This is a genomic window from Fundicoccus ignavus (assembly GCF_009659375.1).
Classification (GTDB): Bacteria; Bacillota; Bacilli; order Lactobacillales; family Aerococcaceae; genus Fundicoccus; species Fundicoccus ignavus.
Genome location: NZ_WJQT01000008.1, coordinates 81,744 through 102,432, shown reverse-complemented (window position 1 = coordinate 102,432; position 20,689 = coordinate 81,744). Strand labels below are relative to the sequence as shown.

General features: G+C 38.8%; 19 protein-coding genes and 2 pseudogenes. 9 read left to right on the top strand and 12 right to left on the bottom strand.

Annotated features, from left to right (window positions below):
• Positions 1-17 precede the first annotated feature (17 nt).
• The 6 genes from GF867_RS07215 to pth all read right to left on the bottom strand — a co-directional run bounded on the left by GF867_RS07215 (position 18) and on the right by pth (position 8,090).
• Positions 18-1,451 carry an N-acetylmuramoyl-L-alanine amidase family protein gene (locus tag GF867_RS07215; protein WP_153832427.1) on the bottom strand — a complete coding sequence of 478 codons (1,434 nt, stop codon included), beginning with the start codon at positions 1,449-1,451 and terminating at the stop codon, positions 18-20.
• Between the two features lie 841 nt (positions 1,452-2,292).
• The gene (locus tag GF867_RS07210; protein ID WP_153832426.1) at positions 2,293-2,817 is read right to left on the bottom strand and encodes a S1 domain-containing RNA-binding protein; all 525 of its coding nucleotides are present in this window, start codon (positions 2,815-2,817) and stop codon (positions 2,293-2,295) included.
• 98 nt (positions 2,818-2,915) lie between these two features.
• Positions 2,916-3,407 (bottom strand): FtsB family cell division protein, encoded by a 492-nt coding sequence (locus GF867_RS07205; protein ID WP_153832425.1) that lies wholly within the window; start codon positions 3,405-3,407, stop codon positions 2,916-2,918.
• 149 nt (positions 3,408-3,556) lie between these two features.
• Positions 3,557-3,838, bottom strand: coding sequence for an RNA-binding S4 domain-containing protein (locus GF867_RS07200; protein WP_153832424.1), 282 nt, complete (start codon positions 3,836-3,838; stop codon positions 3,557-3,559).
• A 25-nt stretch (positions 3,839-3,863) separates the two neighbouring features.
• The gene (mfd, locus tag GF867_RS07195) at positions 3,864-7,421 is read right to left on the bottom strand and encodes a transcription-repair coupling factor (RefSeq protein ID WP_153832423.1); all 3,558 of its coding nucleotides are present in this window, start codon (positions 7,419-7,421) and stop codon (positions 3,864-3,866) included.
• Positions 7,422-7,520: 99 nt separating this feature from the next.
• Positions 7,521-8,090 (bottom strand): aminoacyl-tRNA hydrolase, encoded by a 570-nt coding sequence (gene pth, locus GF867_RS07190; RefSeq protein ID WP_366927786.1) that lies wholly within the window; start codon positions 8,088-8,090, stop codon positions 7,521-7,523.
• A gap of 169 nt (positions 8,091-8,259) precedes the next feature.
• Here pth and GF867_RS07185 point away from each other — a divergent pair, with 169 nt between their 5' ends.
• On the top strand, positions 8,260-9,228 hold the full coding sequence (locus GF867_RS07185; RefSeq protein ID WP_153832422.1) for an L-lactate dehydrogenase: 969 nt from the start codon (positions 8,260-8,262) through the stop codon (positions 9,226-9,228).
• A gap of 472 nt (positions 9,229-9,700) precedes the next feature.
• Here GF867_RS07185 and GF867_RS07180 read toward each other — a convergent pair whose 3' ends face one another.
• The 4 genes from GF867_RS07180 to GF867_RS07165 form a co-directional block, all read right to left on the bottom strand.
• The gene (locus GF867_RS07180) at positions 9,701-9,934 is read right to left on the bottom strand and encodes a Veg family protein (protein WP_153832421.1); all 234 of its coding nucleotides are present in this window, start codon (positions 9,932-9,934) and stop codon (positions 9,701-9,703) included.
• A 103-nt stretch (positions 9,935-10,037) separates the two neighbouring features.
• Complete coding sequence (gene rsmA, locus GF867_RS07175; RefSeq protein ID WP_153832420.1) at positions 10,038-10,919, bottom strand: 16S rRNA (adenine(1518)-N(6)/adenine(1519)-N(6))-dimethyltransferase RsmA; 882 nt, start codon at positions 10,917-10,919, stop codon at positions 10,038-10,040.
• Positions 10,909-11,517 (bottom strand): ribonuclease M5, encoded by a 609-nt coding sequence (rnmV, locus tag GF867_RS07170; RefSeq protein ID WP_153832419.1) that lies wholly within the window; start codon positions 11,515-11,517, stop codon positions 10,909-10,911. The genes rsmA and rnmV overlap by 11 nt, the downstream gene beginning before the upstream one ends.
• Position 11,518: 1 nt before the next feature.
• Positions 11,519-12,298: a TatD family hydrolase gene (locus tag GF867_RS07165; RefSeq protein ID WP_153832418.1), complete on the bottom strand. Its 780-nt coding sequence runs from the start codon at positions 12,296-12,298 to the stop codon at positions 11,519-11,521.
• Between the two features lie 277 nt (positions 12,299-12,575).
• Between GF867_RS07165 and GF867_RS07160 the strand changes: the two genes are divergently transcribed.
• On the top strand, positions 12,576-13,355 hold the full coding sequence (locus GF867_RS07160) for a superoxide dismutase family protein (protein WP_153832417.1): 780 nt from the start codon (positions 12,576-12,578) through the stop codon (positions 13,353-13,355).
• Between the two features lie 427 nt (positions 13,356-13,782).
• Here the strand turns inward: GF867_RS07160 and GF867_RS07155 are convergent.
• Positions 13,783-14,025, bottom strand: a pseudogene (locus GF867_RS07155) (MazG-like family protein); the annotation flags it as partial.
• Between the two features lie 108 nt (positions 14,026-14,133).
• Positions 14,134-14,427, bottom strand: a pseudogene (locus GF867_RS14040) (nucleotide pyrophosphohydrolase); the annotation flags it as partial.
• 284 nt (positions 14,428-14,711) lie between these two features.
• Here GF867_RS14040 and GF867_RS07150 point away from each other — a divergent pair.
• From GF867_RS07150 to GF867_RS07120, 7 genes are all read left to right on the top strand, one after another.
• On the top strand, positions 14,712-15,632 hold the full coding sequence (locus GF867_RS07150; RefSeq protein WP_153832416.1) for a phosphate/phosphite/phosphonate ABC transporter substrate-binding protein: 921 nt from the start codon (positions 14,712-14,714) through the stop codon (positions 15,630-15,632).
• A gap of 92 nt (positions 15,633-15,724) precedes the next feature.
• Complete coding sequence (phnC, locus tag GF867_RS07145) at positions 15,725-16,549, top strand: phosphonate ABC transporter ATP-binding protein (RefSeq protein WP_153832415.1); 825 nt, start codon at positions 15,725-15,727, stop codon at positions 16,547-16,549.
• A 17-nt stretch (positions 16,550-16,566) separates the two neighbouring features.
• On the top strand, positions 16,567-17,346 hold the full coding sequence (phnE, locus tag GF867_RS07140; RefSeq protein WP_153832414.1) for a phosphonate ABC transporter, permease protein PhnE: 780 nt from the start codon (positions 16,567-16,569) through the stop codon (positions 17,344-17,346).
• Entirely contained in the window at positions 17,346-18,122 is a 777-nt protein-coding gene (gene phnE, locus GF867_RS07135) for a phosphonate ABC transporter, permease protein PhnE (RefSeq protein WP_153832413.1), read from the top strand. Before phnE (GF867_RS07140) ends, phnE (GF867_RS07135) begins: the two co-directional genes overlap by 1 nt.
• Before the next feature lie 30 nt (positions 18,123-18,152).
• Positions 18,153-19,286: a metallophosphoesterase gene (locus GF867_RS07130; RefSeq protein ID WP_153832412.1), complete on the top strand. Its 1,134-nt coding sequence runs from the start codon at positions 18,153-18,155 to the stop codon at positions 19,284-19,286.
• Between the two features lie 369 nt (positions 19,287-19,655).
• Positions 19,656-20,249 carry a hypothetical protein gene (locus GF867_RS07125; protein ID WP_153832411.1) on the top strand — a complete coding sequence of 198 codons (594 nt, stop codon included), beginning with the start codon at positions 19,656-19,658 and terminating at the stop codon, positions 20,247-20,249.
• Between the two features lie 17 nt (positions 20,250-20,266).
• Complete coding sequence (locus GF867_RS07120) at positions 20,267-20,596, top strand: FUSC family protein (RefSeq protein ID WP_153832410.1); 330 nt, start codon at positions 20,267-20,269, stop codon at positions 20,594-20,596.
• Positions 20,597-20,689: the final 93 nt, after the last annotated feature.

Sequence of the window (20,689 nt, the reverse complement as noted above, 5' to 3'; positions counted from 1 at the left end):
TCAGTGGGATATTTTCTCTATTCTGATTTATCTAAGTTCGCAGTTTGAATAGCAGATACTTCCACGAAATAATTTTCGATTCCTGTCTTGATTGCAGTTGCAATATCTGTCTGATATTCTTCAGAAAAAATCAAATCAACATCATAATAATTGCTCATATAACCTAATTCCAGGAGAATAGCCGGTCGCGTATTCTCACGTAACACATGATAATTCCCAAAAACGACACCCGAGTTCTCCAAAGTTTGTATGTCTAGTTCTTGATTAACACTTTCAGCAAATAGTTTATCTGAATCATGATAATAATAAGTAGTCGTTCCGCTCCAATAGGAATCCTCTGAACTATCGTAGTGGAGGCTTATAAACAGATCCACTTTGCTCACGTTACTCGCTTCTGTTCTTTCTGCTAATTCAAGGTAATCATCTGCTCCCCTTGTTAAAAGAACCGTAGCCCCCTCTGCTTCCAGCTGTTCTTTAATCACTAAGGCGATTTCTAACGTTGCCACTTTCTCTTCAGACTCGCCATCCCAACTCAGGGCACCTGTATCAACACCTCCATGACCTGGATCCAGCATAATGACTGCCTCTGAAAGTTCAGTTGCAACAGGTAAGTCTAAACGACCTATTGAATAAGTCGAAACTTGCACACGGTCAGAGTTAATATAACCCCTTCCCCCTGCTTCATCTTCTATTAAATAATAGTCTGCATTGGCATAAGTGGCTAAGTCGCCAACTAAAGAAAATTCATCTCCAGCTTCCGCATAAAACAATACATCATCATAGTAGTTCTCTCCCTCTAATACGGGCTCATTATTCTGTTTAACAATCACTACTGAGTCATCCTCAGCTCTCGCCCAAGCAATAGCTTCCGCATCATATCGAGATAAATCCGCTAACTTATTTTCATTTATTTTAGTCAACGCTAAAGTTTCTGTAACCAAATTGACTAATCGGGTTGGAATATAACCGGTACGTGATATTTGATCGTCATCCATTTGGATAGAAACCGTTAACCACCCAGCTGCTTCTTCGTCAACCAAAATATAACTTCCCGCTGCCAGACTAGTCAATACTTCACTCGTTTCGTTTTTTTCACTATAAACAGACGTTTCTATCAATAACTGAGCCCCTAGATCTTGATCATTCACAAGATCTGACCTGTTCAATAACCACTGTGGAATCCAGCCTGTTATTTGTTTATTCACTTTTACCCGCGCCCAGCCATCACTTTCTTCTACCATTCTCACTTCAGTGCCGGCTTCTATTTCAACTAACGCTTCTGAAGTCGTATCTGGAGCTTGTCTGACTATTACTTGCTCACGATTGACAGATATCGTTTTACCCGTCATTAAATTAATAATACCTAACAAAGCCAAAATCATCATACCGATAACTATGACAAACATAAAAACACGAGGTTGAAATAACTTACTTGTTTTTCTTTTTACCAAATGAACTTCCCCCGAAATCTAAAAATATACTCTAAAAATAATTGCATTAATCAATATACATAATTCAATTAGCAATATATCCCTGAAAATCGCTAGCTGAATACCACTATTAATTCTAAGTGATTAACCTAAAGCAAACCTTAAGTAATATTTGTGCTAGTATTCTCTAGATAATACATCTACAGTATCTTACTATTTATAAGTCATAATTACTATATAGAAATTTAGTCCTTTTTACTTAATTGCATTCTAACATAGAGCTTGCATCTAAGTGGTGAAGCACACACTTTATTTTTAAAAGATAAGAAAAACTTTGGCTAGTCCTTTGCCCTTAAATTCAGTTTTACAACTTCAACTTGATCGTATAGATTTACTATTGTTGAACTACCCTGCGTAGCTGAGCGAAGCGCAAACCACGCTAAACCAGCATAAAACTTATAATTTCTTATACCATGAGAAAGCCTCGGACGAGTCCAAGGACTTTAAATTCTGTTTAGCAGTATAACTTGATTATATCGCTTTACTTTTGTTGGAATACTTAACGTAGATCAGCGAATTGTTTTCCATAGCGGTACAAAGGGCAGTCGGCGTAGCTTGCTCTGACTATGAGCAGAACGAAGTAGACAGAGCCTAGCCGATTGAGCTGGAAAAGCACGAACTTCAGTGAGGCTTTGAAAGCGACCACCGCCTTGGAAAACAATCAGCTGAACGTAGTATAAACCTTAGTAAATCAACATAAAACTTATAAAACCTTATATTACCAAAAAACGCATCTAGTATTTGAGAATATCTCAAATACTAGATGCGCATATTTATTACTTATTTTACGTTCGGTAGTGGATTAGCTACGGCGTCCGCCACGACCACCACGTTTACCTTCGGTATTACGTCTTAATGATGATAAACGATCCTCACTATCTTTTAAGAAGCCACTCATTAATGAATCAAAGTCGCCTTCTTTTTTAACAGGTGTATTCTGATTAGACGAGAATGTTGGACGAGCCGGTGCGTCTTTACCCTTGTTAAAACGCGGTGCATTATCTGATTGCGGTTGTTTGTTAAACTTGCGATCACCATCTTTATTAAAGGCAGGTTTTGGTCTGCTAGCTGTTTCTGGTTTAGCTTGCGCTTGTTCACTCGCTTGACGCAATGACAAACTGATTTTTCCATCTGCAGCGATTGTTAAAACTTTAACTTCTACTTCTTGACCTACCGTTAATACAGTATTGATGTCTTTAATATACGAGTCCGAAATTTCACTAATGTGAATCAATCCTGTTTTATTATCAGGCAATGAGACAAATGCTCCAAAATGTGTAATTCCCGTTACTTTCCCTGCAACCTTTTGACCTACTTCAAATGACATAAAAAATATGTTCCTCCTAAAATATTATACGGTGTCATACCGTTGGCTGATAACCAGCATAAAAACTAATAAACTAACTTCTCGATTGCAGCCTTTTCTTATTCAGAATCTGCATCTCCATTATTTGCTTCCTCGTTTAACGATTGTTGAAACAAATCAGCTTCTGTCTCAGCATCACCTAAATCAAAAATAATTTCTCCAGGTTTTGCGTAATAATAGTCACGGCGAGCAATTTCAGCTAAATACTCCGGATCTTGTAATCGTAGATACTCTTGTTGTACGACTCGATTTTGTTGTACTGCTTGATTATGTGCCTGTTGCGTTTGTTCGAAATTCTCCGCAACTTCAGCCGAGCGGGACATGGTCTGTAGCAAGGGTATCCCTGCCAATACGATAGCGATTAATCCTACCATCACTAAAACCAGTTTGCGTCCCTTAGAGTTAGTAGATGGTTTGACTTCAATCCGTTCTGCCATACGTCTCGTTGCTGGTGTAAGCTCTACTTCTGCTTCAGCATCTTGATTCTGACGACGTTTTTGAAACTCAATGACTTTACGATTGCTTGTTTGCGTTTCAAGACGATAATTCAATCCATCCCCCCCTTTATACTTAACGAGTTTACCACTAATACATAAATATTTCCATGCTATTGGCTAAAATACTCTCTGAACTTTCTTGATTATTCCTTATTGTGTATTTTGGAATTTTAAGTGCCTATTTCAGAAAGGGTTGTTTGTTATTAATCGTAAGGGGTAAATTGATTGGTTTCAATTCTTTCTTCTGACACAATATCGTACATCTTTGTTGCTTCATCTTTTTTCGTTGTATCAAGAATTTGAGCGATTTTAACCGTCAAAATACGATTCCCATAACGAATTGTCAATTCATCACCTGTTTTGACAGTTGAACTTGACTTAGCTGTCACGCCATTAATATCAATACGACCTTGGTCAGCTACTTCTTTAGCAACTGAACGACGTTTAATCAAACGCGAAACTTTTAAAAACTTGTCTAATCTCATCACATTTCCTCCTAATATCTTCTACTTAATTTTCAACTTCTTCTGTTATATTTTCTTCAGCAGCGATCATTTCGCTTGTGTTGACTACAAAGTGACGTAATATATCTAACCACTGGTAGCTAGGTTTACCTTGAATTAAAAGTGAGACTTTCAGCTGTTGATCTTCCATGCCCAATTCAGCACGCAATTTAATATCTTGTAAGGCCTCAAAGATTTTCGGACCTTTTAGAATATCACTTGCGATTGGATTAAAGTAGACATTTACATACTGACCTTGTTGTTTGATAAGTGTGACACCTGATAATAAACCAAAATGTTTAATCAAGGCGATATCCAACAAGTCTGCCACTTCACCTGGAAACTCACCAAAACGGTCGATAAGTTGATCTTGTAAGTTACGATACTCCTCTTCTGAATCAATTTGTTGAATTGATTTATAGACAGAGATTTTCTGCAATTCATCCGAAATATAGCTACTTGGAATATAGGCGTCAACTGCAATATCCCATTCTATTTGTTGAGAACTACTTGCTTGTTTGCTAACTGGCTTCTTACCACGTTTCACATCGACAGCTTCTTTCAACATCTGTGAATACATATCAAAACCAACTGAATCAATAAAGCCAGATTGTTGTTTACCTAATAAATTTCCTGCTCCACGAATGGATAAGTCACGCATCGCGATCTTAAAACCAGAACCTAACTCAGTAAACTCACGAATCGCTTGCAGTCGTTTTTCACTGACTTCACTCAATTGTTTAAATGGCTCATACATTAAATAAGCATAGGCAATACGATTCGTACGCCCAACACGGCCTCTCAATTGATACAGCGTTGATAAGCCCATTTGATCTGCATTATCAATAAACATCGTATTCGCATTCGGTATATCGACACCCGTTTCAATAATTGTCGTTGTAACAAGTACATCATAATTACCTTGGATAAAATCAATTAAGACATTTTCCAATTCAACTTCCGACATTTGACCATGTGCCACTCCAATACGAGCCTCTGGTACTAATTGGCTAATCTCTTCTGCTCTTTGGAAAATTGTTGCGACACGATTATGTAAGTAGAAAACTTGCCCACCTCTTGCCATCTCACGCTCAATCCCTGATAGAATAACGCCATCATTGCGCTCCATTACATAGGTTTGGACAGGATAACGATTGCTTGGTGGTGTTTCGATTAAAGATAAATCACGCACACCAATCATCGACATATGCAGAGTACGTGGAATAGGTGTTGCGGTAAGCGTTAAGACATCCACTTGAGCTTTTAATTGTTTTAGTCTTTCCTTATGTCTAACACCAAAGCGTTGCTCTTCATCGACAATTAAGAGTCCTAAATCTTGGAACTTAATATCTTTAGAAAGGACACGGTGTGTGCCCACTACGATATTCACGGCCCCATTCTCAAGCCCTTTTATTGTTTCGTTTTGTTTAGAACGTGTAACGAAACGGCTTAACATGCCAACTTCAAATGGATATTCTGCAAAACGCTCAATCAAGGAATTATAATGTTGTTGGGCTAAAATGGTCGTCGGAACTAAGAAGGCTACTTGCTTACCATCCATCACAGCTTTAAATATCGCCCGCATCGCCACTTCTGTTTTTCCGTATCCCACATCACCTACCAACAGACGATCCATGGGACGTATTTTTTCCATGTCTTTTTTAATTTCTGATGCACTACGTAGTTGATCATCCGTTTCAACATAAGCAAAGGCATTCTCAAATTCAGCTTGTTCTGGCGTATCTTTACCAAATGCATAGCCTTCTTCTTGTTCACGTTTAGCATATAAAGCAATTAATTCATCGGCAATATCTTCAATTTTTGAGGCAACTTTTTTCTTAGTTTTAGCCCAATCCGTGCCACCAAGTTTATGTACTTTGGGTGTGCGCGATTCAGCTGAGACATATTTTTTAATCATGTCAATCTGATCAACCGGAATCAAAACACGAGCATTATTCTGATATTCAATTGCGAGTAAATCTCGGTGGACACCATTAATCTCGATTGTATCCAAGCCAGTATATTGTCCAATTCCGTGGCTTGCGTGCACGACGTAGTCGCCAATATTTAACTCGCTGTAGCTCTTAATTCGCTCAGCGTTCGATAAATGTTGTTGTTTAATTTTACGTTTCTTTACTTGATTGAATAATTCTTTTTCTGTCAGAACAACCCATTTGTCTAAAGGCAATTCAAAACCGTTAGCCAAGCCACCAACGACAATATTCACAGCATTTGCTTGAGCTTGTTCACTCTCTTGAATAACGGTTGGCTTCACATTGTACTCTTCAAATAGTTGTTGTGTTTTAACCGCTTGTTTATGGCTACTAACCAATATTTGCACAGTCACTTTTTGTTTAAACCAATGATCTACCTCTGTCTTAATTAAAGGCATTTGGTTGAAGAACGGGTTCATACTACGGTATTGGAAAGAATGCATTGATTCGAATGCCATATTTCCCATATTCTTTTGAATCATCACGAAATGCACACGAGCTACTTGGCTATGTTTCAATACTTCAAAAGCACTCAAGCGAATATTAAGTTTCGGCGGAAGCTGTCCATGAGTAATTTCTTGTTCCAACCAATACATATCATCGTTAGTGTATTGAAGCTCGGTTTGATGTATTTTGCCGAACTCATTTATGACTAACAGACCGTTTGAACCGAGATAATCTACCAACGAAGTATCTTCCGTGTCCCAAAACTCCAAATAAGCCAATGGGAATTTCAAGGGTTCGCCAGATGCTAATAACTCTCTTTGATGCTGCATACCTCGTTGAACGAGATTCGCAAATTCATCGTCTTCAATTTGTTCCACAACTTTTGCTAGATGGATTTCAACGGACTTGAAAGCTGTCTGCTGTTCAGCAATGCTAAATAGTACATCTTTGGCCGGTAACAAATCGAACTGTTCAATATTCTCAATCGATGTTTGAGTTTCCGCATCAAAATAGCGAATTGAATCTAGCTCAGTGTCGAAGAAATCCAAACGCACGGGATAGTCTGTGTTTAATGGATAAACATCCACAATGCTTCCGCGCACACTGTATTCTCCTGGAGCTTGAACCATCGCTTGACGTGCGAAGCCAAAATAGCTTAGTTTCTGTTCTAATACCGTTCTTTCCATTTCACTTCCTACGGATAAACGCATCATTTCATAACGCCATTTATCAACAGGAGTTAAGCGTTTTCTAACACCCGCTACTGATGTTAAGACAATACAATCTTCACCACTGGCTAAACTATTCAACGCCACCACGCGTTGAGCAACGCTATCTAGAGATGCGTGAGAAAACTCTAAAGCCAAGGACTCTTCAGCAGCAAATTGTAAAATCTTAACACCAGGTAATAACTGTTGTAAATCTTCGTAAAGTTGTGTTAACACTGTTGCAGACGGTTCAACAATCAATAACTGTTGAGGTCGCTGGCGATATAACTCGGCTATCATGACTGAACGAGCACTCGCATCCAAGCCTGTTACTAAATGCGGCAAGCCTTTTTGAGAAGCTGTATTAATCTGTTTAACCGCAGGTTGAAACGCTTGTGTATTTAATTTCGATAGCATTCTATAAAACTCCTTACTTCCATTTGGTCCGTTAAATGTGTGATTACTCAGTCTTTAAACGGACAACTGAGGGCTCAGCTACCTGACCCCTCATTTAGATTATTTTTTTTGATTATATTTGTTCATGATTTTTAGAAAGTCTTGACCATCTACCCAGTCATCTAAAGCATCAGCAGCTAATTCAGCCGATTCATTCACTAATTCTTGTTCATCCGGTCTAAACGGTGCTAATACATGGTCAACCACTTTCCAACCACCTTGAGGACGCCCAATCCCAACGCGTATACGTTTGAAATCTTGTGCGCCTAGCATTTGAACGATGCTCTTCATGCCATTATGTCCGCCGGAACTTCCATTTTGTCTTAAACGAATTCTCCCAGGCTCTAAATCTAAGTCATCGTATACGACCACAATATCCTCCATCGCGATGCCATAATAACTCATGAAAGGTAATAATGCTTCACCAGATAAGTTCATGTACGTAAATGGCTTAATCAATAAAACTTTATCTTGAGGATGACGCCAAATTGTATAATCAGCCCTAAATTTTTGATCCATCATAACTAAATCATGACGTTTCATTAACGTATCCAAGACATGAAAACCGATATTATGACGTGTCCCATCGTATCGATTCCCGGGATTCCCTAATCCAATAATTAATTTCACGTTTCTATCACCGTAACTTCCTTATTCTTATCGTTGCCTATTATACCACAAACTATCTTAACTGAGTTAATTTACAGTCTCAAAAAAAAACCAATCAAATCATTAGCACAGTTCTTCACAATCTGTTATAATATTCTTAATAAATCGTTTAAAAAGGGAGTTAATTTGTATGAATCCAACACATAGCTTTTCTAAACACAAAATCATTCTTGTCGGCGACGGAGCTGTCGGATCTAGTTTTGCCTATTCACTTGTCACACAAAGTGTAGGTCGAGAATTAGGAATCATTGATGTTAATAAAGATAAAGCCGCTGGCGATGCATTAGATTTATCCAATGCTGTACCATTCTACTCACCCAAATTTATTTACGCTGCTGAGTATGCAGATTGCATTGATGCAGACATCGTCGTTTTATGTGCGGGTGCCGCGCAAAAACCTGGTGAAACACGCTTAGATTTAGTACATAAAAACTTACGCATTTACCAAGATATCGTTGGACAAATCGTTGAATCAGGCTTTGATGGTATCTTCTTAGTCGCAGCAAATCCTGTGGATATTTTGACTTATGCCACATGGAAATTTAGTGGTTTCCCGAAAGAGCGTGTCATTGGTTCAGGAACTTCATTAGATACGTCTCGTTTACGTCAAGAAGTTGCAACTTTAGTGGGCGTTGACGCTCGTAATGTCCACGGTTATATCCTGGGTGAACATGGCGATACAGAATTCCCTGTTTGGTCACATGCTAACATCGGTGGTCTACAAATTGACGAATGGTTGAAAATTGACGACAGCACAACTGAAGAAGCTTTAGATAAAGTATTCGTTAAAGTTAGAGATGCTGCATACGAAATCATTTCTCGCAAAGGAGCTACATATTACGGTATCGCATCTGCTCTGACACGTATTTGCCAAGCTATCTTCGAAGACCAAAAGGCTATTTTACCTTTATCGGTTTATCTAGATGGTGAATTCGGTCAAACAGATGTCTTCATTGGTGCTCCAGCCATTATTGGACGCCACGGTATCGAAAAGATTATCGAAATTCCATTAAATGAACTTGAAACGAAACAAATGGAACATTCATCTACAACGTTAAAACAAGTCATCCATGACGGCTTCGCCCGCTTAGAAGCCTAACCCTAACAAAATATGACTCAGTATTCACGCCGCTAACTATCGATTAGCGGCGTTTTTATTTCGACTCAATTGAGTCTATAACACGTCTTAGAAGGTGGTAAACAATAGTTCTCAAGCGGCTAGTGTCACAACTGCCGTATCCGCACGGAGTGTCGGTCAAATCGACCGCCACGATTTCAAAGGTGTGCGTTTCTTATATAATCGTCGTGAACGGCAGAGAACGACACCGCCTTGGTTTACTTTCGAGAAAAAAAAGACTGGTTGAATACGGCTTAATCTAGCTGGTAGTCTGGGAGCATCGGCTAGTTTAGCTCCCACTGAGTAAAAAGCGATCGCCGTCTTGAAAAAACAACAAGCTAAGCGAAGCACAAAATTTATTAAATCAATACTAACTTTATAAATCTTTAAGGCGCAAAAAAGCTAGAGTGCTCACAACAGCAACTCTAGCTTATTTTACAAACTATAATAATATCTAAACAAATTCTAGTTCAACTGAATTCGTTAATACATCTTGGTAACTAAAAGAAACTCGACCGATTTTGTTGTGCTCCTGATCTAAATCAACAATGAACACTGAGCGATATGTTTCTTTCAAAATACCTTTGCGTTCTTTCTTCTTCTTACGACCCATTTGCACCGTTACGATAATTTCTTCTCCAACCTTGTCATCAAGTAATGATTTTATTTCAATCAAATCTTTTGGCATGGTATCACCTCACCTATACAGTGTAACACAGATTAATAAAATAATCAATATTAACATACACACTCATAGTGTGCAAGAGGTTTGGATAAATTCTTATTATTTTTTAATAAAAAGTTGAAAACGCTTCATAAAGTTTTGCAAATTCATAAATATCTAATGTTTCTGCCCTTCTAGAGCCTTCGATATCGATTGCTTCAAGTGCTGCTTTTAAATCGGCGTCACTTACTGTTTCAGACACGAATTCTGCTTTTAAATTATTCCATAACGTTTTACGTCTTTGTCTAAAGCAGACTTGGACAAACTTTTGAAATGCATTTGAATCAGCCACTTCGACTAGTGGTGCTGGTCGACGCGTTAATTTTAGCACTGCTGAATCTACATTCGGTTTAGGAATAAAGACTGTTTTCGGCACGATAAAAGCAGTTTCGGCTTCCATCTCATTCTGAATTGCAATAGTCAGTGAGTTATATGCTTTTGTTCCCACTTTAGCCGTCATACGATCTGCTACTTCTTTTTGCATCATCATAATTAAACTTTGGAAAGGTAGTCCACTCGAAATCAAATTCATAATGATTGGTGTTGTAATGTAATAAGGTAAATTCGCTACTACCACTAAACGCTCTACATCATGCAGCCACGCGTAAGTCTCATCTTTAAAGTTCACTCTTAGGATATCTTGATGGATTACCTTCACATTATTATAAGGTGATAGTGTATCTGATAGAATCTCCACAAAGCGCGGATCAATTTCAAAAGCGAGCACCTCTTTAGCATAGACTGCTAAATATTCTGTTAGTGCACCGATACCTGGTCCGATTTCAATAACAGTGGTTGTTTTATCAACTTCACCAGCCTCGATCATTTTTTCTAACATGTGTGGTTCAACTAGAAAGTTTTGACCTAAACTCTTTTTCATTTTAATACCGTGAGCTTGCATAATCTCAATGGTACGAGTTGGTGTTGCAATTGGTTTATTAATTTCCATTATTTTGTCCCTCCTTGTGCTTTTCAAGTTCATATTGTCTAAGAAATGTTGTAAGTGTCTCTAAATCGATTTGATATAAGGCAAGTTGCTTTTGAAGCTGCTTGCCATTAAGGTGACCTAAGTGAAATTCTTGAGCCACTGCATGACGACGCTTTGTTGCTTCCGGGTGTCCGATTAACTGCAAACGCACTAAGTCTGACATTGGAATCCGGTCGACTGCTACTGAGGTATCTAACTGTGCTACCGCGGCTATCGCGGCACGAATCGCGCTTGGCGCCGCATGCTCCACACCTAAACTAGCCCCTTCTTGCTTAGCCTTACTTTCTTCCGGTGTTAAGTGCGCCTGTTTAGCTGTAGGGTGTGCCTCACTAATTAAACGACGTAAACGTAAACCTTGGTAATCTGGATCCGTAAAGATAATAATACCAAATTGTTCCGCTGCTTGTTTTATACGCGCTTGTGTTGCTCGGTTCAAGGCAGAACCACCTGTTTCAATTACTTTAATATCTGGCCCAAATGTTTCAATTAAACGAGTTGTGTCATCGCGGCCTTCGACGATAATCACCTCTCTAGGTAGCTTAAAACTTTCTTCTATCATGTTAAACTCCTGGTTGCCAGCGGAATAAGTCGCAGGCATTTTTCGTAGTTAAAGCGGCAATATCTTCTAAGCTAACGTTGCGGACCTCAGCTAAAACCTCTGCAACATAACGCACATAAGCTGGTTCGTTACGCTTACCACGTTTTGGTACGGGAGCTAAATAAGGCGCGTCAGTTTCGATTAAAAGGAATTCTTTTGGAACGATAGCTGCCGCTGCTCGAACAGCTTCTGATTTCTTAAAAGTTAAAACCCCACTGAAGCTAATATGCATCCCTAAATCTAGGAATTGCTTCGCTTCTTCTGATGTTCCGCCAAAACTATGCATAATCCCACCTGCTGCTGGAACGCCTTCTTGTTTAAGAATTCGGTAAACATCTGCTGTAGCATCACGGTTATGAATGGTAATCGGTAATTGATGTTCCTTGGCTATCGCGATTTGACGTCTAAACACTTCTGCTTGTACATCCTTTGGCGCTGTATCCCAATAGTAATCTAAACCTATTTCACCTAACATTTTAACTTTAGGCAATTCTAACCAGTTCTCTAATCGTTTTTCAAAGTCTTTAGTATAGTTGCCTGCTTCTGTTGGATGACACCCTACTACACTAATAATATTTTGATAGTTTTCACTTAATTCTAGCGTACGTTCAATCGTAACTTCATCAAAACCGACAACCGCCATATAGTGAACATCTTGAGCTGCTGCTGCTTGAATAAGTTCTGGCACTTCATCAACGAATTGATCTGCATTTAAATGTGTATGTGTATCAAATAATTTCAATCTAAAACTCTCCCCTTCGCCCTATAATCTCTTGGGCAACTTATTTATCATACCATAATTATTGACGGCCTCAAATGAACATTTAAAGTCCTTTATACAAATTTAATTTTATCATATCGAGTTCCGTGAAAGCTAATGACATGGAGGTTTAGAATCCACTTATAAATGTTGTCATCTTCTTGACACAACATTGTAACGAGCAAACTGGTGCGTATCATGTGACTACCCATAATGCACGTGATACGATTGATTTAATAAATAGAAAGGGAGAATTACAATGAAAAATTTAAGAAAATTATTAACTTTATCAAGCGCAGGGTTACTGCTTAGTACGTTCAGCCCTTCCACTGTTACTTTATTTGCCCAAGAGGACACAGGTTCGGAGGAAACTTCTGAAGTAATGGATAGTCAATCAACTGACACTGAAGGCAACGAAACAACTGAAGAAGCAAATGAAGAAACAACCGAGGACGCAGCAAACGACTCAGACTATGCATTCGAGGTTGAAACTGAAGTAATTAATAATGAAGAAAAAGTACTAGGAACCGCTACTTTCCGACAAGATACTGAAGGTGTTGTGACTTTAGAGTTAGCTTTAGAAGGCTTATCTGAAGGCGAGTATGGTATGCACATCCATACAGTCGGCTTAGCTACTGCCCCTACTTTTGAAGATGCCGGTGGACACTTCAATCCTGAAGAGGTTGAACATGGAACAGAATCTGAAACAGGACCGCACGCTGGGGACTTACCGAACTTAGTGGTTGGCGAAGACGGCACAGTCAACGAAACGATTGAAATTCCAAACGTGTCTTTAGATCCTGAAGGAGAAAATACGCTCAACTCAACCGATGGAACCAGCTTAATTATTCATACGGGAACTGACGATTATATGACGCAACCAACCGGAGATGCGGGTGACCGTCAAGCAGCAGCAGTCATTTTCGCTCCTTTAGAAGATAGTGAATTTTATCAAGCTAGCGATAGTGCAACAAGCAATGATGATACATCTACATCTGAAGAAGAAGTAGATGAAGAAACAACTGAAGACACAGAATAATTATATAAAAATCGAACTACGTTCGAGGTCATAAAGTTCTGTTTAGCAGTTTTAACTTGATTATATAACTTTATTTTTGTTGGAATACTTAACGTAGCTCAGCGATTTATTTTCCAAAAGGGTATAAAAGGCAAGCGGCGGCGCTGCTCTGAATATGTGCGAAGCGACGTAGACAGAGCCTAGTCTTTTGAGCTGAAAAAAACTCGATCGTCACAATCATCAATAAAGTTTTGAAAGCTACAACCGCATCGGAAAATCAATCAACTGAGTGAAATATAACTTCGTTAAATCAACATAAATCATATCATCATTTATATTACAAAGAATAGCCCAATAACTATTTTCACACAATGATTACAAATTGAAACACCAGTTCTTTACACATTTAATGTTAAGAACTGGTGTTTTTAATGAATAATTTTATGATTTACAAGTCATTATATTTCTCTTTATTATCACGGCTTTTTTTTACTGGATATTTAAGATTATTTTTCTCCAATTTACGATCAATCAACTCATCTACATTCAAATTTAAAGATTGAGCCAATACATAACCGTAGATAATCACATCCGCTAATTCATCTTTCAACTCTTCCGCCGACTCAGCATTTGCTAGAACTTCTTCTGGCTCACGCCATTGATATACTTCCAACAATCTAGCCGCTTCAACTGCAATCGCAATCGCTACATCTTTCGCATTATCCCAAAGAGCCCAATTACGCGCTGCTCGATAAGCGACAATTTTATCTTCTAGCTCTAAGTCTGCCGAAACCTCCAATGCGTTAGGTTTAGCCGGATATTTTTCCGTATTCCGTTGTAATTTACGATTCACTAAAAAATCAACATCTAATTCTAAATTGGCTGCAATCATATGACTGTATATTAAGACATCCGCCAATTCATCCTTAATCGCATCAATTTCAGCAACACCTTCTTCCGCCTCTTTCCACTGAAAAATTTCTAACAATTCTGAAGCTTCTAAAGTCAGTGATAAAGCTAAATCTTTCTCATTATGAAACTGACGCCAATTTCTCGCATCTCGGAAATTATTCACTTTTTCAATATTGTTCATTTTATCAACTCATTTCTTTATTTACAGAATTTTCCCCTTTATATTATATCACACTCCCTAACAGAAACACTTCTTAAGCTTTTCTAAACTATAAATATACTGACAACAAAATATTACTCCCAGCAACCTCCTGTCTCATTCTACTAGACTAGTCTAACAGTCAAGACACCCCAAACTTTCCCAACGTTCATTTATAAAATTCTTTAGTTTTAATAAACTTTACACTATTTTTACAATTTATAACGTATACTGGAGTCAAATATCATATTAAAGGAGATTGAATAATGTTTAAATCAATCAAAGCTTTACTTTTAGGTAGTTTAGTTCTAGGTTCTATGGTAAATGCAGCTACTTTTAGTCAAACAGTTACAGCTCAAGACGAAGAGGCCTTAGAGGTTCAATTCGTTCCAACGAACAACGATGGTACAATGGAGGCCCGTGCCTTACCGTTAGCAGAATATTTATCTGAAGCTTTAGGTCGCGAAGTTAATGTAACATTAGCAACGGACTACACAACAATTGTCCAAGCAATGGCTTCTGGCCAAGTTGATTTAGGGATTATGCCTCCTGCAGCATATGTACAAGCACGCGATTTAGGTTCAGCTAAGGCAATTTTAACATCTGTTTTAGGTAAATTTGATGACGAAACAGGTTTACCATTAGAAGGCGAAACAACCGGCTCATTCCAAGGTGAAATTTTAGTTAAAGCGGATAGTGATATGCAAGAATTAACCGATTTGGCGGGCAAGAAAATTGCGACTTTAAGCCCTAACTCAGCATCTGGCTATATATATCCTGTTGCCGAAATGATTAATGCAGGTATGGATATCACTAAAGATGTGACATTAACAACTGTTAATGATATTCCAAGTGAAATTACAGCCGTTTTAAACGGACAACAAGATGCTGCCTTCGTCTTCGAAGGAGCTCGCGTGGTCTTCAGTGGTGCTTTTCCAGATAACGATTTAATGGAAGAATTACGCGTTCTTTACTTAACAGAAGGTGAAATTCCTAACGATGCGATTGCTGTACAACCTGACATGGACGAAGCTTTACAAGAAGCAATTAAAGAAGCTTTCTTAGCGATGGCAGATACAGAAGAAGGCGTTGAAATCATGTCACTTTGGAGTCATTTAGGTTATACTGAAGTCGACGAAGCGATTTATGATCAAATTAAAGAATACACTGAAATCGCTGCTCAATAATTAGCAGACTTTTAACCAGGCAGATAGTCAACTTTCACTAACGATTAACGTTTGGAAGTTGGCTATTTTTGTCTGAAAATGGAGGTAGAATTATGATTGAACTGAAGAATGTCAGCAAAACTTTTCCGAATGGTGTCGTGGGTCTTAACAACATTAATCTCACCATCGAACAAGGAGAATTCATTTGCATCATTGGTTTAAGTGGTGCCGGCAAAAGCACTTTGCTCCGTAGCTTAAATCGTTTAAATGATGTCTCAGAAGGCGAGATTATCATCAATGGTGAGTCCATTACACACGCTAACGCTAAAGAACTTCGTCGCATGCGTCGTAATATTGGGATGATTTTCCAGCAATTTAATTTAGTCCGTAAGAATACGGTACAAAGAAACGTCATTTCCGGTCGCCTAGGCTACTATAACAATTGGCAAACTTTACTGGGACTTTTCTCCAAAGAAGATTACCAACGAACTGAAGCCGCTTTAGAAAAAGTAGGTTTATCAGACAAACTAAAAGTTCGTAGCGATTCTTTAAGTGGTGGGCAACAACAACGCGTTTCGATCGCTCGAACAATTGTCCAAGAAGCGGATCTCATTCTTGCTGACGAACCTGTTTCAGCGCTAGATCCCGTTACTTCAGAAACCGTCATGAATGACTTTAAACGCTTGAACGAAGAATTAAAAAGAACGATTATTATTAATATTCACTCAGTAGAGTTAGCGCGCCGTTATGCTTCGCGTATTATAGGGATGCGTAATGGTGAGATTGTCTTTGATGGTCCTGCTTCTGAAGCCACTGATCAGAAACTTAACGAAATTTACGGAAAAGCTATCTTTGAGAACGAAGCACAAGCCAGTCGAGAAGCCTTGGAAGCTGAAATTGAACACAGACTTCAACAAGATGTCTCAACTGAACTATAGAAAGTGAGGTTGTTGAGATGAAACGCAAAGATACAATTCACGACCACCTTTTTAAACAATTAGGCGGCAGCCTCCTGCTGATCCTGTTATTTTTAGCAGCTGGTCAAGTCATTAATGCTGACTGGTCCGAAGTGGTAGAAAACCGAAAACAAGCAGCTTTCTTTTTAGAAGGTTTTCTTCAACCAGAGTGGTCTTATATTGACCGCTTAATCGAGCCGATGATTGAAACTATTTTGATGTCGATTTCAGGTACTTTTCTAGGTGTTATCACCGCTGTGCCGGCTGCCTTTCTGGGCACCAATCTCGTGACACGCAATCCAGTGATTACATTTATTTTTAGAACATTTTTCAGTTTGATTCGAACAATTCCCAACCTACTTTTAGCGGCTTTATTCGTTGCCATTATCGGGATTGGGGAGTTAACCGGGGTGCTAACAATTGCTGTTTTCACATTTGGAATGGTTTCGCAATTAATTTTCGCCAGTATTGAAACCATTGATATCGGGCCACTTGAAGCCGATAATTCGATTGGCGCAACTCGTTTTCAAATTGCAGTGAATGCTGTTTGGCCACAAGTCGCGCACAGTGTCTACGCCTATGCTTTATATTCTTTCGAAGTCAACATTCGTGCTTCGGCCGTCTTGGGTTATGTCGGAGCTGGTGGTATTGGCGTGATGCTGAATACCGCTTTGAGCTTTATGCAATTCGGTCGTGTCAGCTTGATTATTTTGATTATTTTGTTCCTAGTATTCTTAACCAGCTTAATCAGTGAATATATTAGACGGGAGGTTATCTAATGACGATCAAGAAATTTATTAATTATGGCTTACTTGGTCTTCTAATCATTGCCTTACTCTACTCATTCATTAGTTTAGACTATTCCAACCTAATCAATTTACAATTCAGTAACCTCTGGCATATTTTTATTAGTTTATTGCAACCAGATTTAAGCTATGTCTATGATGGGACCGGCGAAGATCTCGTCCACTTAATGTTTCAGACCGTTGTAATTGCCTTTTATGGGACTCTCATCGGCTCAGTCTTATCGGTGCCATTTATATTGCTTAGCGCCAAATCAACTTGGGGTCGTTTTCAAATTTTCGCATTAGCAATGCGCGGTTTATTAAATTTAATGCGCTCGGTACCCGCTTTAATTTATGCAATTTTATTTGTACGCGTTGTTGGTCCTGGACCATTTGCTGGCGCATTAGCTTTGGGTGTTCAACTGATAGGCATGCTTGGTAAGTTAGTCAGCGAAGAGTTAGATCGCGTCGACGGAACGCCAATTGAAGCGATGCACGCAGTTGGTGCGAGTAATGTACAAGCTTTCCAGTACTCACGTTTACCTCAAGTATTACCGATCGCCGCTTCGCATATTCTCAATCATTTTGAAATCAATGTACGTAGCGCAACCACTTTAGGCTTAGTAGGAGCCGGTGGTATCGGAGCGCCTATCATTTTTGCTTTGCAACAGAGAAATTGGTCACGAGTTAGTATCATCTTATTGGCCATTATTCTGGTCGTGGTTGTGATAGACTTCTTCAGTAGTCGTATCCGCCAGAAATTATTGTAAAATAATGAGCTTATCGAAAGGAGGCTATTGATGGCTTCAATTACTATTACAGCTACCACAGATGTACATGGCTTTATCGATGAAGGCTTGGCTAACGTCGCGAGTGTATGTGAACAGCTCAGTACGGACTTATTAATTGATAATGGCGACTTCTTCGTCGGAAGTCCATTCGCAACATTCGGTTATGCCCAAACTAAAGTTAGTCCATTAGTCGATATTGCGAATGAAATAGCTTATGATGTGATGGTGCCTGGCAATCACGATTTAGATTTCGGTCTCAAATGGCTACAAACTCAAGTCAAAGCTTTAAATGCAGATTACATATGCGCAAACTTAAAAGACGCAACAGGCCATTTAGTCTTTCCAGCGTATTCCTTGCGTTCTATTAAAGGTGTCCAAGTTGCGATAATCGGCTTGATGACCGCAGCCTTTAATCAGTTATGCTCGCCAGCAGTAGCGCAAGAAGTAATCGTTGATGATCCTTTTGTTGCGCTCGAAGCCACACTGAAAAAAGTCCGCGATTTAGGCGCAGACTTCGTAGTGGTCGCTTACCATGGTGGTTTGACAAATAACCCTGTGAATGGTGACACTTGGTTTTATCCATCTTTAGAAGATCAAGCCTATCAATTATTAGAAGCTTTTCCTTCAATTGATAGCTTAATTTGCGGACACCAACACTTTACTCAAGCAGCGATTCATCCAGAGAACATTGCCTTTCTACAAGTAGGGACTAGAGCCCATCATTTAGGCTATCAGCAATTCAATGTCACTGAATTGAAGAATGAAATTATCCACAATCAATTAATCCATTTAGAAGCCATCACGTATCCTATAACGAGCGATATACGGAATGCCTATCAAGCATGGCTATCACAATCAATTGATTTACAGGTTATTCAACACTATATTCAAACACGCTATTCTGCAGAATTATATTTTGTTGATTTCACAGCGACTACTTTAGCTGAATTGGTTCAAGAAATTAAACAACCTTTTCCACTAAGTTTATATTATTTACCTGGCAGTGAACTTCAATCATTTATAGAAGATGTGGAAGAACAACGATACTATCAGGTACTTGCGATTACGGATACATTCCCGAAACATCGTTTGAGACAGGAATTTCTACTTCCTTTGTTTGATGAGATTATTCAAAATCGTTAAATGTTAGAAAGCTGTTATTCTGCAGCCTCCATATTTAAATGTCCATCAAGCCTCACACCGCCACTTAATGAGTATGGCGGTGTTTTTGTCCGTTAGAAAGCTATAGGATTCTACGTCAAATTTTTCTAGCAGCGTATTTTGGCTAATTAGTTTTTTTCACTTGATTTTCAATATCGTGTTATAATATCAAAACAAACAATATTTTTACCTAAGGAGTTGAAGTTCACGGAGAACTTAAAATAATATATCTTCCAGTACAATCGGCCGAATGATAGTAAAGTCAGGCTGCTAATCGCTGGTTTTTGTATATTAGTCATTAACTTACTTGGTTATTTTACTGGCAATTATCATATTAATGCAGTTTCTTCCTTGGGGGTTTTCACTTTTCTACATTACACACCTAATGAAGGCAGTCGTATCCTCAAACGGATGACTTTTGTCGGCATCTGTCTATTATCCGGATATATGCTTGGAATGCTTTCAACGGTTTATATCTTAATGGGGCCGATCATTACTGCACTGGTTGGTCTAGTTTCTCGGTTACTTTTCCTTCTATTTGACATCGATAAACCTGGTGATCTGTTTGTCATTCTATGCTCAGCGGTTGGCGCTTCCAGACCAGTTTCTTTAAGCGAAATTCCTGAACTCAGCTTATTGTTTATCTTTGGAGTGGTTCTTTCATTAATCATGGGTTACGTAGCGCTCAAAATTGAAGGCGCACCGAAGCAATCTCTAAGCTTTAATCTGAACCTAAGAGAAAGAGTTCGTAATGATCTACGCGCGATGGTTGATAGCGTGAGTTATGCCATCACTTTATTCTTCGCAAGTTATATCAACCTAGCGATTGGTCTTGATCAGAAAAGTTGGCTAATTGTTTCAGCGGCAGCCATCTTACAAGGTAACACCTTACTCCAAATGTACGGTCGCAACTTCCAACGTATCATCGGTACTTCGCCGGTTTAATCGTAGCTATCTTGTTAATGTTCATCCCATTTACGATTGAAGCCAGAATAGCGCTCATCGTTATTGTGTATGTGATCGTTGAGTATTTCATGCCTCGAAACTATTCGATCGGCATTTTCTTCGTGACAAATATGGTGTTGCTACAAACTACTTTAACCGCCCCATCGATTTGGCCAAGCATCGCTCATTCACGCTTCTTTGGAATTGTGATTGGGAGTTTAATTGGCGCTGCCTCTGCTTTTATTCAATATCGCTTATTTGACTTTTATAGCCAAACCATTATCAACGAGAGAACTTACAGTCCTGATAATTTCAAAGAACACATCGACCCTAATCACAGTCTATAAGACAATTTAAGATTGTTCTAACACTAAAACAAAATACCAATGCAAAAAAGTTGCGAATACTAGAATGGCTAGTATCCGCAACTTTTTTCATTA

Bases quoted from the DNA above. Each gene is read 5' to 3' on its own strand.
- GF867_RS07185 (WP_153832422.1), top strand. From the start codon at position 8,260: ATGAATCCAACACATAGCTTTTCTAAACACAAAATCATTCTTGTCGGC.
- GF867_RS07160 (WP_153832417.1), top strand. From the start codon at position 12,576: ATGAAAAATTTAAGAAAATTATTAACTTTATCAAGCGCAGGGTTACTG.
- GF867_RS07120 (WP_153832410.1), top strand. From the start codon at position 20,267: ATGTTCATCCCATTTACGATTGAAGCCAGAATAGCGCTCATCGTTATT.
- phnC (WP_153832415.1), top strand. From the start codon at position 15,725: ATGATTGAACTGAAGAATGTCAGCAAAACTTTTCCGAATGGTGTCGTG.
- GF867_RS07210 (WP_153832426.1), bottom strand. From the start codon at position 2,817: ATGTCATTTGAAGTAGGTCAAAAGGTTGCAGGGAAAGTAACGGGAATT.
- GF867_RS07150 (WP_153832416.1), top strand. From the start codon at position 14,712: ATGTTTAAATCAATCAAAGCTTTACTTTTAGGTAGTTTAGTTCTAGGT.
- phnE (WP_153832413.1), top strand. From the start codon at position 17,346: ATGACGATCAAGAAATTTATTAATTATGGCTTACTTGGTCTTCTAATC.
- phnE (WP_153832414.1), top strand. From the start codon at position 16,567: ATGAAACGCAAAGATACAATTCACGACCACCTTTTTAAACAATTAGGC.
- mfd (WP_153832423.1), bottom strand. From the start codon at position 7,421: ATGCTATCGAAATTAAATACACAAGCGTTTCAACCTGCGGTTAAACAG.
- GF867_RS07180 (WP_153832421.1), bottom strand. From the start codon at position 9,934: ATGCCAAAAGATTTGATTGAAATAAAATCATTACTTGATGACAAGGTT.
- rsmA (WP_153832420.1), bottom strand. From the start codon at position 10,919: ATGGAAATTAATAAACCAATTGCAACACCAACTCGTACCATTGAGATT.
- rnmV (WP_153832419.1), bottom strand. From the start codon at position 11,517: ATGATAGAAGAAAGTTTTAAGCTACCTAGAGAGGTGATTATCGTCGAA.
- GF867_RS07200 (WP_153832424.1), bottom strand. From the start codon at position 3,838: ATGAGATTAGACAAGTTTTTAAAAGTTTCGCGTTTGATTAAACGTCGT.
- GF867_RS07130 (WP_153832412.1), top strand. From the start codon at position 18,153: ATGGCTTCAATTACTATTACAGCTACCACAGATGTACATGGCTTTATC.